Source organism: uncultured Aquimarina sp., assembly GCF_947492965.1.
Lineage (GTDB): Bacteria > Bacteroidota > Bacteroidia > Flavobacteriales > Flavobacteriaceae > Aquimarina.
This window is the reverse complement of record NZ_CANLOZ010000007.1, coordinates 174,725-189,392: the sequence shown is the minus strand read 5'-3', so window position 1 is coordinate 189,392 and position 14,668 is coordinate 174,725. Positions and strand designations below refer to the sequence as shown.

Sequence of the window (14,668 nt, the reverse complement as noted above, 5' to 3'; positions counted from 1 at the left end):
TTTAATTATATCTAAACATGATCTATTTAACCATGTTAATTTATGTAAAAGAAGGGAAAGAAAGTATTTTTCATGAGTTTGAAGATATGGCAATTCCTTTATTGATTGAATATAATGGGAAACTTATTTATAGAATCCGACCTACAAAAGAAACTTTTATATCGTATCAAGAAGAATTACCATACGAGATTCATTTTTTATCATTCCCTTCTGACGAGGATTTTATCAGTTTTGCCAATGACAAACGTAGAAAAGAGTTTCTGCATCTCAAAGAAGCTTCTATCCAATCTAGTTTTTTGGTAAAAGGTGAGCGTTTATGAATATCTTAATACATATGTTTTTATTGCTTACAAAAACGTTGTTTACAGTCACGTCTGGAAACTTTATAAATATTATAAAATACAATGAAGACTGAATTTAAAATTCAACCTTCATTGTATATAGCGATGAAATTATGATCTTATACTTTTAATAAGAATTCTTTATTACTTTACTGGTGTTCAATATTTTGTTGTTCGAGTTAAATAGTCTTATAAAGTAAATTCCGTTAGGAAGGCTTTTGGGTACGTTAAGACTATTAGAAGATCTTATGTTATCTGTTTTATATACTTCTCTACCATATACATCCACAAGTTGTATACTGAAGGTTTCAGTACCATTATTAGGTAGTTCGATGGTTAGGTTTGTTGAAAAAGGATTAGGGTATATAGAAACATTGATGATCTCATTAACCCCCGTTCTGTTAGATAGACTTTGACTAGCGCCAGCACAAATTATTTCGAATTCTCTGATCGACGACCAATTTCCGGTATAGCCAGAGGCACCAGTAATGGTAAGCTTTACATATCGTACAGATTGTGTAGAAAAACTTCTATGAATTACAGCGCCACCAGATGTGTTATTAGAAGCATCAGTTAACACAGAAAAATCTGAAGTCGCAGAACTGCTAGAGCCTTCTACAATAAACTGATAGGCTCTATTATTATAAGGATACACATTAATTTCGCCAACTGGGTATTCATCTCCCAGATCTATTACTACATTTTGAGGAAAACCTTCTGCAGACCATCTGTTTTCTGTATTATCATCTATAATGTTGTTTGCAGGATTAGTAGTCTGTTGATTGCTATAAGAAGAGACGCTTCCACCTAAACTCAAGTTGCTTCCAGAAGTACAATTTGGAATATCTATAGCGTTGCCAAATGCTCTAAATTCTAATATACTAATCCATGGTCCAGAATATTCGTATGCTCCAACAACAGTAACTCTAATATAGCGAGCCTCAATAGAAGAGATAATATCAGTTACAGGAGCGGAGATTGTTCCTGGTGTGGTATTATTTCTTCTGTCAATTATTTCAGTAAAAGAACCATTAGATTCAGTGGCGATTTCTAAAGAGTATTGATATACTCTATCTTGATAAAATACCAATTCTGTTTTCTGAATGCTAAAAATATCACCAAGATCTACTGTAAAAGATTGCGGAAAACCGTTAACGGACCAACGTGAATTGGTAGATCCATCAACAAGATTAGAGGCAATATTACCTCCATCTGGTGTTCCAGTAGCAGTCACAGGTTTGTTTAACGCTAAATTGGTTCCAGAGGTCAAAGGAACTACAGTTATTACAGTGGTATCTGTAAACTGACCATCTTCTGTTGTTACTGTAATAGTGGCTTCTCCTGTACTGAAGGTATTGATAAGTCCATCTGCATTGATAGTGGCAATAGCTGTATTACTACTAGAATAAGTTATATTTTGATTAGTGGCGTTAGCAGGAGATATGATCGATGTTATAAATGTTGTACTTCCAACTTCTATAGGACTATCAATAGGAACAATACTCACCGAATCTACTGGAATATTAGATGTTGTGCCCGATTGGATAATGGTAATTGTTCTGGTTATAGAACCGCCAGTCACGGTTACAATACCTGTTCTTGAAGATGTTTCCGAATTTGCTGTTACGCTAATGTTGGTAATTCCATTATTAATACCAGAAGTAGGGCTTACCGAAATCCAAGAACTGTCGTCAGAAACCGTCCAATTTACATTAGAAGTAATTGTAAGTTCTTTACTGCTAGCACTAGCATTAAAATTATCTACAGAAGATACAATTAATACATCTGTTGTAGAGTTGTCACAGGAATTTAAAGGATTGCCATTAGCATTTACAAAACAAGCACCAACATTTACAGCAATATCATTATCACTATATGGCGATTGTGAGATAGAAGATCCAGCGTTAGTCCCCGAAATAGTAAATATTTCTCCATTAGTAGATACAGATAAGTTTGTTGCCGAAAATCCGCTTATTGATGCTCCTAAAGTTGTATTGCTATATACATTTCCAGAATAAGATAAAGAGGAGCCAATAGCCGAAAAATCACCATTATCATCCTCAGTAATAACATCAGTCGTATTTGGTGATCCATCGGAAAAGAAAATAACATTATTAGAAACAATCCCAGTATTGTCGTTGGTACCTTTGTCACCGTTAAAGAATAATGGAGCATTGGTGTTTACTATGGTATTATTAGAAACGGTAATATCTTCAGATTTTTGGTAACCATTAGATACACTTGAGGAGTTGCAATTATCTTGAGAATTTGTAGAGCCTCCCATGAATGTAATTCCGTTATTCCATTTTGCTTGATCAATTACTGTAATGCAATCCTGAATGTAGTTATTGCTTATTTCGTGGTCGCTATCTACGATTCTAATTCCGCCTGTTCCATCAACATTTTCTCCTAGAAAATAATTGTCTTTTACTGTCGCTCCAGAACCGTGACGTAGAGTTAAAGATCCTCTACATCGTCTAAAAGTATTGTTCTGATAGGTGTTATTATCACTTTTATTGGTAATTATTTCATTTTCACCATCTGCTTCAACAAAATAGTTATTGCTAACGATGGTTCTACAATCTACATTCTGAAATTCGCTAGTTCCTACTCGGATGGTTTCACTATCTCCAGAATTAGATAGTGAAGGATCTATTTTTTCGTATTTATAAAAATAATTATGACTTATGGTATGTCCTACAATATCACAGCGATTATTTGCTGCATTGTATTCTAGTTCTACTAAAACTAGGGCTCCAGCGGTAGACTTGTTTAGAAAAGAGCAATACAGCACATTGTTATTGTTACCGTATAAAACTACCCATCGATGTTTTACGACAGCTCCATCTTGTTCGGCTTCTGCAGCATCGCCAGGTTCCACGCCTAAACCATCGATGACACAGTTTTGAATAGTGGAATTCTGGGCATAAGTTGTTCCATTTCTAAACTGTATGAAATTACTAGCTCCGTAACCTCCTTTCCAATGAAACCCTTCGACAATCAGAAAGTTTCCAGCAATATCCATCTGCAATCCATTATTAAAAATTACTCCACCTGGAGTTTCAGCTCTTAAAATAATCGGATCGGAGGAAGTTCCGTTAGCTTTAAAAACTAATCTTTCATCAGAATTATATGTTCCGTTTTTCCAGGTTACTATATCACCAGGAAGTAAACTTAGATTTTTAAATTCATCGATAGAGTTAATGAAGTATTCCGTCGCAAATAGATGCGAGGAAAATAGAAAAAGAATGATTAATATTTTTTTGAACCTTCTTTTGTCAACAGGTAAAATGGCTACAAGGTGTTTTTTTTGTTTGCTAGATAGATAATAAGAGTTGTGATTTTTCATGTGATATTTGTTAAATAGATAGTTGTTTTATTGTGAAGTGCTTGTTGGTGTTAGTTCATATGGGAGTTTTTTAAAAAAAAGGGGGTTCTTTGAAAAAAATACTGTTGTTTAAATAAATCAAATTGGTTAACCAATTTAAAAATAAATAGATGATATATCAATTTTTTGTGGTTAAAAATCATGAAATATCAAAAAAAAGGTTAATTAATTGAGTAGTTTATTTTCGTTGTAGGTTTTGATTATACAATGTTTCATTTTTATAGGTTCGAATATCAGTGCTAGATTTTTACAGATTCTCGTAAACTTTATTTTTTAAAAGACTACCGACAATACTTAAAAAATTATATACTAATTTTGGAAAGATGAAAGCCGTAGGAATTGAAATTGATAAAAAAAGAGCTATTTGTGTTATCGTGTCTAAAGATGCTAACGGTATATTACAGAATGTGACAGGTAAGACTAAATACATCGAAATAAAGGATGATCATAACAATCAAGAGATACAAGATTTTCTGCAAAAGGTAGAAACTTTTTTTGATGAGGTAGCACCTAACAGTATTGGTATTATTAGTCGACAAACAAAAGGCAAGTTTGCCGCAGCTTCAGTTTCTTTTAAACTAGAAGCACTTATTCAGTGTTATAAAAAAACAGAAATAACTTTTGTTTCTAAACAGACATTAACGGCATATTATAAGAAAAATGAGCTTCCTGTTTCTTATGATAATGCATATCAGGAAAATGCTACTCGCTTGGCAACCTACCTTTTGAAATAGTGATTTTATTGACAAATAGGAAAAATTCCATTTTAAAAGGAAAAATTCCAAATTTTAGATATTTCTTGTTAGATTTGTAACCCAAAACAAAGGTAATGTCAGAAAAATTATATGCTGTTATTGATGTAGAGACTACGGGTAAAGGCATTCATGGAAATCGCATTACAGAAATTTGTATTGTTGTATTAAAGGGAGATACTGTTATAGATAAGTTTACTTCTTTGGTAAATCCTGAATGTCCAATTCCTCCATTTATTACTGGGTTAACAGGTATCGATAATGATATGGTACGAGATGCTCCAAGATTCCATGAGATTGCTCAGCGTATCATTGAATTGACTACAGGAGCAATTTTTGTAGCACATAATGTAAATTTTGATTATAACGTAATCAAAGAAGAGTTCAAGAATCTAGGGTACTCTTTTGTGCGAAAAAAATTATGTACCGTTCGATTATCCAGAAAACTCATTCCTGGAATGTTTTCATACAGTCTTGGTAAATTGTGTTCTGCTCTCAATATTCCTCTCGAAGACCGGCATAGGGCTGAAGGCGATACGGATGCTACTGTTGTTTTATTTCAAAGAATTTTAAGCTTAGATCCAGAGTTTAAGGTTATCAATAAGTTTTTAAATGTTCGTTCTAAAGAGGCAACATTACCACCACACCTAAAAGCAGAAAACATTGATCAGTTGCCAGAAGAGACTGGGATATATTTGTTTAAGGATCAAAAAGGGAAAGTAATTTATGCTGGCAAAGCAAAGAATATAAAACAGAGGGTAGTTAGTCATTTTTATGATAAGAAGAATAAAGAATATGCCTTAGGTCAGGAAACCTATACAATCGATTATGAAGTAACTGGTGATGAATTGGTGGCATTGCTCCTCGAAGCGGAAAAAATCAGAAAACATTATCCTAAATTTAATAAAGCACAGAAAAAGCCGGTAGCTCCTTATTGTATTATGTATTATACAAATAGGAAAGGAGTAATTCAATTAGCAATTGATAGATCACATACTTTTGATCACTCTATAGAAATATTTTACACGAGGGCAGAAGCGATCGAAAAATTGGAGCAATTATGCGAGAAGTTTCAATTATGTCCAAGGTATTGCAGTTTACAAACTACCACAGAACGATGTTCACATTATAAGATTAAAAATTGCAAAGGTATCTGTATTGGAGATGAGTCAGTGGCGTTGTATAATATGAGAGCTCAGCAAGCATTGTCTTCATTAAAAAAGGATCAGAAGAGTTATTTTATTAAGGGGAAGGGTAGAACTTTTAATGAGCAAAGTTTTGTAATGATTCAGGATGGTGTTTATAAGGGTTTTGGATATCTTCAGAATGATGAGCAAATCCTAAATTCAGAAGATTTTGATACTTATTTGCAACTGCAAAAACACACCTATCATACTACTAAAATCATAAAAAGTTATTTGAGAAAACATGGGGATAGAAACATTGTCCCTATCTAAATTGAATCATTGTCTTTTGTTTTTTAGAAATTATAACAAAATAATAGCATTTCACTAACAGCTAATTTAGTATTTTGAAAGACTTATTAACTCATAATTGTCTTGTATAATAAGCTGTTCTGACTAATTTGATTCCAGTGGAGATAATTATTTTGAGCATGCTTTTTCGACAATTAAATACAAAAAATATACTGATGAAAAATATCTTTTTAGTACTTATTTCCTTTTTAGCGATATCCATATACGGTCAGAAAACAATTGATTTTCAATCAAAGGATGGACTGATGATAACTGCAGATTTATATGAAGCAACGGATAGTGATTCTTTTATCGTTCTTTTTCATCAAGCAGGTTGGAGTAGAGGAGAGTATATGGAAATAGCTCCTAAGCTTACCAAGATGGGGTATAATTGTCTTGCGGTAGATCAGAGATCTGGCATGATCGTAAACGAACGATTAAATCATACAGCAAGAGAAGCAAAAAAAGAAGGTAGAAAAACTGAATTTATTGATGCGTATCAAGATGTAGAAGCAGCGATTGCCTTTGTAAAAAAAACATATCAACCTAAAAAGCTGATTATTTGGGGAAGCTCCTATTCTTCGTCTCTAGTCTTAAAATATGCTGGTGATCACCCTAATGATATCAATGGAGTACTGTCATTTTCTCCAGGAGAATATTTTGGTAAGAAAAACTATATCTCTAGTAGTGCAGCTAGGATTAAATCTCCTGTATTTGTTACTTCGGCAAAAAAAGAGAAAAAGAACTGGTCAGGAATTTATGAAGCTATAGTATCAGATAAAAAGCAGTTCTTTCTTCCGGAAACAGATGGTAATCATGGGTCTAGAGCGCTATGGGAACGATTTTCTGATAATGAAAGTTATTGGAAGGCTGTAAAAGGTTTTCTAGAAACGATCTAGTATAAATAAAAATGCCTGGTAAAAATACCAGGCATTTTTATTTGAAATAAAGAAGTTTGGATTAAACCTCTTCCATATATTCTTCTATAGGCGCACAAGTACAGATAAGATTTCTGTCTCCGTATGCATCATCCACACGTCTTACTGTTGGCCAGAATTTATTATCAGCAACATATGCTAATGGATAAGCAGCTTGTTCTCTTGTGTATGGGAAATCCCAAGAATCTGCTGTTAGCATAGCTAAGGTATGTGGCGCATTTTTCATAACGTTATTAGCATCTTCAGAACTAGCTTCTGCAATCTCCTGACGTATACTAATCATAGCGTCACAAAAACGATCTAATTCTGCCTTACTTTCACTTTCTGTAGGTTCTATCATGATAGTTCCTGCTACCGGAAATGAAACCGTAGGTGCATGGAATCCATAATCCATAAGGCGCTTTGCAATATCAGTTACTTCAATACCATGTGCTTTAAAAGGACGACAGTCTACAATCATTTCGTGTGCAGCACGTCCTCTCTCACCAGAATACAATGTGCTGTAATGACCATCTAATCGCTCTTTGATATAGTTTGCATTTAGGATAGCGTATTCAGTAGATTCTCTAAGTCCTTTTGCACCAAGCATGGTAATATATCCATAGGATATTAAACAAGCTAATGCAGATCCCCAAGGCGCTGCAGAGATCGCTGTGATTGCTTGATCTCCACCAGTGGTAATTATAGGGTTGCCTGGTAAAAATGGAACTAATTGTTTTGCTACACAAATAGGTCCTACGCCAGGTCCACCACCACCATGAGGAATGGCAAATGTTTTATGTAAGTTTAAGTGACAAACATCTGCTCCAATTGCTCCAGGATTTGTTAATCCTACTTGGGCATTCATATTAGCACCATCCATATATACTTGTCCACCATTATCATGGATAATCTGAGTGATTTCTCTAATAGCTGATTCATATACTCCGTGAGTAGAAGGATAAGTTACCATTAATGCAGAGAGATTGTCTTTGTATTTTTCTGCTTTTTCTCTTAGGTCTTCAACATCGATATTTCCTTCTTCGGTAGCTTTTGTAACTACTACCTTCATTCCTGCCATCACTGCTGATGCCGGATTGGTTCCATGAGCAGAAGAAGGAATTAGACAAATGTTTCTATGGTGATCACCTCTTGCTTCATGATAAGCACGAATAACCATTAATCCTGCAAACTCTCCCTGTGCACCAGAATTAGGTTGTAAAGAGGTAGCTGCAAAACCAGTGATTTCTGTTAATTGGTCTTCTAACTTTTTTAATACTTCCTGATATCCTTTCGCTTGCTCTACAGGAACCAAAGGATGTATATTACCCCATTGTGGATTGCTTAAAGGAAGCATCTCTGAAGCAGCATTTAATTTCATGGTACAAGAACCAAGAGGAATCATAGAATGATTTAACGATAAATCCTTACGCTCAAGCTTCTTGATATAACGCATTAATTCAGTTTCAGAATGATAGGTATTGAAAACATCATTTGTTAAAAATGGTGTATTTCTTTTTACTGAATCTGGAATGTTAGTTGCGCTATTGTCAGAAGTAACATCAATAGCATCTTTTCCTGAAGCTTCTGCAAAAATCGAAACTATGTTATTCAGGTCAGCTAGTGTTGTTGCTTCATTTAACGAGATAGATACTACATTGGTATCTGGATAGTAAAAATTGATACTTTGAGCTTCTGCTATTTCTCTGATTTTATTCGCATCTGCTTCAATTCTAATAGTATCAAAGAAACTAGTATTTAGTTGTTTATAACCAAGTTTGGTAATAGTATCCGCGAGGGTTGTAGCGGCACTATGTACTTTGGTAGCGATATATTGTAATCCTTCTTTTCCGTGGTATACAGCGTACATACCTGCCATTACTGCTAATAAAACCTGCGCAGTACAAATATTAGAAGTGGCTTTGTCGCGCTTGATATGCTGCTCACGTGTTTGTAAGGCCATACGTAGCGCTCTATTGCCATTCATATCTTGGGTAACCCCAATGATTCTCCCAGGAATATTTCTTTTGTACGCTTCTCGAGTAGCAAAATAAGCGGCATGTGGTCCTCCATATCCTAATGGAATTCCAAATCGTTGGGTTGTTCCTACTACTACATCAACATCAAAACTACCAGGCGACTTTAAAGAAACAAGACTTAAGATGTCTGCAGCTACGGCTACTTTTATTTCTGATTGGTGTGCTTGTTCTACAAATGAAGCATAATCATATACCTGTCCCGATACTCCAGGATATTGCAAGATTGCGCCGTAGAAATCAGTAGAGAAATCAAATTTAGTATGATCACCAATAACCAGTTCAATTCCTAATGGAATTGCTCTTGTTTTTAACAATGAAATAGTTTGTGGTAAGATTTCCTCAGAAACGAAAAATTTATGAACATTTTCTTTTTTCTGAGTTCTGGATCTAACAGCAAATAACATGGTCATTGCTTCTGCCGCAGCGGTACTTTCATCTAGTAACGAGGCATTTGCCAATTCCATACCGGTAAGGTCACAAACCATGGTTTGGTAGTTTAGCAAAGCTTCTAGTCTTCCTTGCGCAATTTCAGCCTGATAAGGAGTATAAGCAGTATACCATCCAGGGTTTTCTAAAATGTTACGCTGTATCACTGCCGGCAAGCATGCTTGATGATATCCTAAACCAATATAAGTTTTAAAAACTTTATTCTTCGCAGCTAATTGCTGTATATGAGCAGAATACTCTTGTTCGCTCATAGCTTCATCAAGTTGCAGTGGAGCTTTTAGTAAAATATCATCAGGAACAGTTTCATAGATCAGTTGATCCATAGATTCTGCCTTGATCATAGATAACATATCATTAAGATCCTTTTCTGAAGGACCTATATGACGTAGTTTAAACGAGTCGGTTTTCATAGCAAAAAACAGTTGAGATTGAAAGCGCAAAAGTACATATTTAATCCATAAAAATTTCACAATTAATTAACCTTACGCTATCAAGTTTTTAACCAACTTAGACGGTTATTAACAGATTCCCCTAAATTTGGAACGTGAAAACCATTAAAAGTATATTTGATTTTTACCTAAACAGCAGTATCCATGTGGCATTAGCTGTAGCGGCATTGGTTAAAATAACTTTTTTGAAGTTCGAAATTTTAGGAGGAGATACTTATGTGTATTTTGCATTTTTTGGATCAATCGTAGCATACAATTTTGTAAAATATGCTTCAATTTCAAGATTGTATCATCGTAGATTAACCAAATCTATGACCAAAATTAGGGCGTTAACCGTAATAAGCAGTATTGTTTTTGTTTATTTTGGGTTTCAATTATCCATAGATACAATAATATTCATGTTGCCATTTATATTATTGACGATTTTATATACGGTACCTGTTTTTCCAAATAAAAAGAATTTAAGAAGTGTTGCTGGAATTAAAATCTTTATTATCGCCGTTACGTGGACAGGAATTACTGTAATAGTGCCCATATTATATGCAGAAGGGAACTTAGGTTTCGATATGACTATTGAAGCGATACAACGTTTTCTTTTTATTGTAGTAATTATGTTGCCTTTCGAAATAAGGGATCTACAATATGATGCCAAAGAGTTGGAAACGATTCCTCAAAAAATAGGAATTACCAGGACTAAAGTTTTTGGAAGTATTGTCTTAGTAACTTTTTTGTTGCTTACCGCATTTAGAGATGAACTAACTTCTACCGAGATTTTAAGCACAGTTTTTATAACTATTATCAGCTTATTGTTTTTATGGGGTACTGATAAAAAACAATCGGAATACTTTTGTTCCTTTTGGGTCGAAAGTATTCCGATGATATGGTTGTTTATATTGGTTCTGATGCAAAGCCTATTCGGCTAACTTTTTTCTTAATTGTTCTTTCATTTTCTCCTTCATAGAAGTTTCCATTACTTGAACATTAGAATTTTTTATCGTTTTTGTGAGCTTTGTATTCCTTTTAGAATATGCTCTGGTTACCTTGCAATACACTAACCTGATATTTAACTTGATGATCTCTAAAAAAGAGGCTTCACCATATTGATTTTTATCACAGATAAATTTTGCTTGTTCGCAAGATACAAATAAACTATTACTCGTTTTCATTACAATTTTAATCTTATTTTTTGGGGCATTATTAACTTTTTTTATTCCATTTCAGACATTTTTTTCTTTAACTGCTCTTTCATAGAATCCTTAGCCGATTGATTGATACTAATGACTTTAGGATCTTTAAATAATTTTGTTAGTTTCGTATTCTTAGACGAATATTTTCTGCAAGCCTTACAATAAATTAAATGGATATTTAATTTTATTTTTTCCCAAAGTGAGGCTTCCTTATATTGATTTTTATCGCAAATGTGATTTGCATCTTCACAACTTACAAATATTTTGTTTCCAGTACTCATATTATATTAAAACCAGTTTTTTTCTAAGCATTCTGCCATTGCTGTACGTGCTCGGTGAATGATTACCCAGAGGTTAGACGCGGTGATATCGAATTCATTACAGATAGCTTCTGTATCAAAACCTTGAATTGTTTTCATAGAAAAAATACGAGCTTGTTTCTCTGGTAATTTGCCAATACAATTATGTATAGCTACTCCTAATTCCGTATTCTCTATTTTTCCTTCAGCATTTTGATCAAAAGGATCCGCTACTCTCTCTTCGAGCCAATCACCTTCAGTCTCACCATCATTTGTGTAATTAATACGTACTTCAGCTTTTCCTTTATTACTATTAATTTTTCGGTAATGATCAATAATCTTTCTTTTAAGAATCGAAATAAGCCATGTGCGTTCGCTGGCTTCACCCTTAAAATTTTTCATTGATTTTAGACCTGCAAAAAAGGTCTCCTGCACTAAATCTTGTGCAATCTCTCTATCATCGACCCTTACTATAGTATAATTAAACAAATAATCACTGTATTTATCAATCCACGTATTAGGGTCTATCGTGTTTGTAGGCATATGTTATCGGCTCTTTTTTCAAAAATATGATAAAAAGTTGAATCTCAAAGAAGTTTGTACTTCCGAATTACCGCAAAAAGAGCTTATCTATAGATATATACCTGTAATTGGGTATTTTTTGAAGGGGAAGATGAGGTTAAGTTTGCTTAAACATTTTTAATCAATCCGTCATTTGATAAATCCTGATTTATTAACGCTGTTCGATAAAATTAACAGGAGTATCATCATCTACCGGTTAAACAAAAAAAGTAGAAATAATGAAAAAAATTACTTGGTTACTAATACTTCAACTAGGATTTTTGGTTAGTGTGCAAGCGCAAGAAGTAGAAAAAAACTTTGTTCCTTATTATATAAAGAATGGGAATGTACAATCATTTGAACGTAAAGGTGCTAAAATAGAGGCCAAAGCAATAGGTTTTGGATACGGAGGAGTGAATCAATATTTGACCATATTTAATAGTAAATATTCAGATGTTAGATTTCGTCCAAATGAACTTCCGAAATTTATTATAGCACTAGACGAAGGAATAGATCCGCTAGATATTGTTATTATATCCAAGGCAGATGTCGTAAAAAAACGAAAGAAATACAGACGATTTATACAAAAAGGAAACTCTATGGGTGGAGGAAGTAAAGATATTAGTGAGCATTTGGTGATTCCAGAATTAAAAAAAATAGAAGGTAATTTATACGAAATAGTAATGCCAGCTTTAGCTCCTGGAGAATATGCTTTTCAGCCAATTTATAAAGGAATTGAAGCGAATAATATCATGGGTACTTCTGGAGATGTGCGTATTTATTGTTTTGCGATCGAAGAGTAATATAAAGTTGATATCCTAATACAATAGTTAAATTGGGAGTGCTTAACCTGAAAAGTCATTAATGAAATCTTATTACCGAATTGAGTGATGAATCCTTGTAATGTTTGGTTATATACTCAGCCTGAAATGCCCACGATGGCAGATTCGTAATAATTTTTCAGAACTTTTCAGGTTTACTCTTGAATATGCACTGTTTTTTCAGTTTCGATTTTAATATGATCATTTCTAATTTTTAAAAAAGTGATGAGATGTTTTTTTAGAAGCAATCGATCAAATAGGCGACCTATAAAACCATAAGGAGTTTTGTATTCCAAAACATCGATCATTTCGGTCCCAGAAGACGTTTCTTTAAAAATATGCTGATGCTTAAAACTTTTAAAATGACCTTTGATCATTTCATCAATAAAATAAGTAGGATACCTAAGTGATGTTATTTTACTTTGATGTTGTAGGGAGCAACCAAAGTGTTTTCCTCTCCAAGTTACAGTTTCGTATAGATTGATCAAACCTGATGTTTTTCCTGCAATAGCTTTTTCTCTAGTTTTGTGAGCGGATTTCATATGAAGATCTATATTTCTAGCTGCATCAAAGACAGTTGCTATAGGAGCCTTAATCATTGTATGTAATGTAATAACAGTCATAATTATGAAGTAAGTTCTTTAGTTGCTTCAGTAAGATCTGGATATGTAAATTGAAAACCTGCTTCTAGCATTTTTTTCGGAATTACATTTCTACTTTTTAAAATGAGTTCAGTTTCAGTTTTGATCATACGAGCTCCGATCTCCAAAAGAAATTTTGGTAATGGGATTCCAATGTTTATGTTCGTCACTTTTCTTAATGTTTGCATCAGAGTCTTGTTATCCGATGGATTAGGTGCTACGATATTAATTGGACCTTCCATCTCAGGATTGTTAATAATAAACTCCAAGCTTCTTGCAAAATCAATTTCATGGATCCAACTAAATTTTTGATTTCCTTTTCCTTGTTTGCCTCCAAATCCAATTTTCACAAGATTAAGAATTGGTTGTAAAGCACCACCCTTTTTTCCTAATACGATAGAGGTTCTTAGTGCTACTTTTCTGGTTTTTGGAGTATCATGAGAAAAGAATACATGTTCCCAATTGGTGGCCACGTTTACAGAAAATCCAGTTCCTATTTCACCGTTGATTTCATCCATTTCCATATCCAGAGAATGTCGGTAGATTGTAGCTGTAGAAGAATTTAACCAGACTTTTGGAGGATTGACACAGTTAGAAATTACTTTTCCTAAAACATTAGTTGATTCCACTCTAGAGGAAAGTATCAGGTCTTTGTTTTTTTGATGATATCTACAATCCACTGATTTTCCAGTCATATTGATTAAGACATCTGCACCTTCTAATTCACTTTGCCAATTACCAATGGATTTTGCATCCCATTGTACATATCGGATATTATTCAACGTTCTGTTTTCTCCACGAGTTAGTATGATGATGGTATCAACTTTATTTTTGAAATATTCTACCAAAATATCTCCTAAAAACCCTGTGCCTGCTGCTATAACTAGTTTTTTCATTCGTATTCTTTTTAAAATAATAAAATAGGTAACCAAGCGAGTCTGTATAGAACCCAAGTTGCTGTAAGATAGGAGGGTAGTTTTAGTTTTTTTACTCTCCTGGCATGTTCAATGATCATTAGACTTACCACTATTAGAAATAGAAGAACTTTGATTTCTAAACTTATCAACGCTATTTGATATAAAAATAATAATGGAATTAGTACTAAAGAGCCTAATAAAGAAACTGTAATCATATGACATAAGTATGTATGAATTTTTCTTTTAATGCATAACATTATAATACCACCTTGCCAGATTAATTGGCCTGCACACATTACTATTTCTATGGATAGTTTATCATTAGTAATCAATTCTGGCAATTCTTTGGCATAATAAAATAATGTAATTGTTGAAATCAGGGTAGCGATCCCAATATAACTCCATTGATATATGATTTTAATTGTCATCTTTAA

Annotated in this window: 14 protein-coding genes; 6 read left to right on the top strand and 8 right to left on the bottom strand. The window is 33.6% G+C overall.

Features of this window, described 5'->3' with window-relative positions; translation table 11 throughout:
* The first annotated feature begins 17 nt into the window (after nt 1-17).
* The gene (locus Q1B37_RS18405) at nt 18-320 is read left to right on the top strand and encodes a hypothetical protein (protein ID WP_299901043.1); all 303 of its coding nucleotides are present in this window, start codon (nt 18-20) and stop codon (nt 318-320) included.
* Between the two features lie 148 nt (nt 321-468).
* On the opposite strand, the gene Q1B37_RS18400 is transcribed toward Q1B37_RS18405, so the two are convergent.
* Complete coding sequence (locus Q1B37_RS18400; RefSeq protein ID WP_299901040.1) at nt 469-3,690, bottom strand: chondroitinase-B domain-containing protein; 3,222 nt, start codon at nt 3,688-3,690, stop codon at nt 469-471.
* A gap of 362 nt (nt 3,691-4,052) precedes the next feature.
* Here Q1B37_RS18400 and Q1B37_RS18395 point away from each other — a divergent pair, with 362 nt between their 5' ends.
* The 3 genes from Q1B37_RS18395 (at nt 4,053) to Q1B37_RS18385 (ending at nt 6,855) form a co-directional block, all read left to right on the top strand.
* Complete coding sequence (locus tag Q1B37_RS18395; protein ID WP_299901037.1) at nt 4,053-4,463, top strand: DUF3010 family protein; 411 nt, start codon at nt 4,053-4,055, stop codon at nt 4,461-4,463.
* A 95-nt stretch (nt 4,464-4,558) separates the two neighbouring features.
* Entirely contained in the window at nt 4,559-5,938 is a 1,380-nt protein-coding gene (locus tag Q1B37_RS18390) for an exonuclease domain-containing protein (protein ID WP_299901032.1), read from the top strand.
* Between the two features lie 194 nt (nt 5,939-6,132).
* Nucleotides 6,133-6,855 (top strand): alpha/beta fold hydrolase, encoded by a 723-nt coding sequence (locus tag Q1B37_RS18385; protein ID WP_299901029.1) that lies wholly within the window; start codon nt 6,133-6,135, stop codon nt 6,853-6,855.
* Nucleotides 6,856-6,916: 61 nt separating this feature from the next.
* Here the strand turns inward: Q1B37_RS18385 and gcvP are convergent, their stop codons facing one another.
* Nucleotides 6,917-9,769 carry an aminomethyl-transferring glycine dehydrogenase gene (gene gcvP / locus Q1B37_RS18380; RefSeq protein ID WP_299901026.1) on the bottom strand — a complete coding sequence of 951 codons (2,853 nt, stop codon included), beginning with the start codon at nt 9,767-9,769 and terminating at the stop codon, nt 6,917-6,919.
* Between the two features lie 134 nt (nt 9,770-9,903).
* Between gcvP and Q1B37_RS18375 the strand changes: the two genes are divergently transcribed.
* Nucleotides 9,904-10,731: a hypothetical protein gene (locus Q1B37_RS18375; protein WP_299901024.1), complete on the top strand. Its 828-nt coding sequence runs from the start codon at nt 9,904-9,906 to the stop codon at nt 10,729-10,731.
* Here the strand turns inward: Q1B37_RS18375 and Q1B37_RS18370 are convergent.
* The 3 genes from Q1B37_RS18370 to Q1B37_RS18360 are packed head-to-tail and all read right to left on the bottom strand — an operon-like array spanning nt 10,720 to nt 11,837.
* Nucleotides 10,720-10,974 carry a hypothetical protein gene (locus Q1B37_RS18370; protein ID WP_299901021.1) on the bottom strand — a complete coding sequence of 85 codons (255 nt, stop codon included), beginning with the start codon at nt 10,972-10,974 and terminating at the stop codon, nt 10,720-10,722. The two genes, Q1B37_RS18375 and Q1B37_RS18370, sit on opposite strands and share 12 nt — an antisense overlap.
* Before the next feature lie 41 nt (nt 10,975-11,015).
* Nucleotides 11,016-11,276, bottom strand: coding sequence for a hypothetical protein (locus Q1B37_RS18365; RefSeq protein ID WP_299608543.1), 261 nt, complete (start codon nt 11,274-11,276; stop codon nt 11,016-11,018).
* A gap of 6 nt (nt 11,277-11,282) precedes the next feature.
* Complete coding sequence (locus tag Q1B37_RS18360) at nt 11,283-11,837, bottom strand: sigma-70 family RNA polymerase sigma factor (RefSeq protein ID WP_027392615.1); 555 nt, start codon at nt 11,835-11,837, stop codon at nt 11,283-11,285.
* Nucleotides 11,838-12,094: 257 nt separating this feature from the next.
* On the opposite strand from Q1B37_RS18360, the gene Q1B37_RS18355 reads away from it, so the two are divergent.
* Nucleotides 12,095-12,658 (top strand): hypothetical protein, encoded by a 564-nt coding sequence (locus tag Q1B37_RS18355; RefSeq protein ID WP_299901018.1) that lies wholly within the window; start codon nt 12,095-12,097, stop codon nt 12,656-12,658.
* 173 nt (nt 12,659-12,831) lie between these two features.
* Here Q1B37_RS18355 and Q1B37_RS18350 read toward each other — a convergent pair whose 3' ends face one another.
* From Q1B37_RS18350 to Q1B37_RS18340, 3 genes are read right to left on the bottom strand one after another with little or no spacing between them, the layout of a single operon-like run.
* Nucleotides 12,832-13,299 carry an SRPBCC family protein gene (locus tag Q1B37_RS18350; protein ID WP_299901015.1) on the bottom strand — a complete coding sequence of 156 codons (468 nt, stop codon included), beginning with the start codon at nt 13,297-13,299 and terminating at the stop codon, nt 12,832-12,834.
* Nucleotides 13,300-13,301: 2 nt separating this feature from the next.
* Nucleotides 13,302-14,213 carry a TIGR01777 family oxidoreductase gene (locus tag Q1B37_RS18345; RefSeq protein WP_299901012.1) on the bottom strand — a complete coding sequence of 304 codons (912 nt, stop codon included), beginning with the start codon at nt 14,211-14,213 and terminating at the stop codon, nt 13,302-13,304.
* An 11-nt stretch (nt 14,214-14,224) separates the two neighbouring features.
* Nucleotides 14,225-14,662, bottom strand: a complete 438-nt coding sequence (locus tag Q1B37_RS18340; RefSeq protein ID WP_299901009.1) for a hypothetical protein — start codon at nt 14,660-14,662, stop codon at nt 14,225-14,227.
* Nucleotides 14,663-14,668 lie beyond the last annotated feature (6 nt).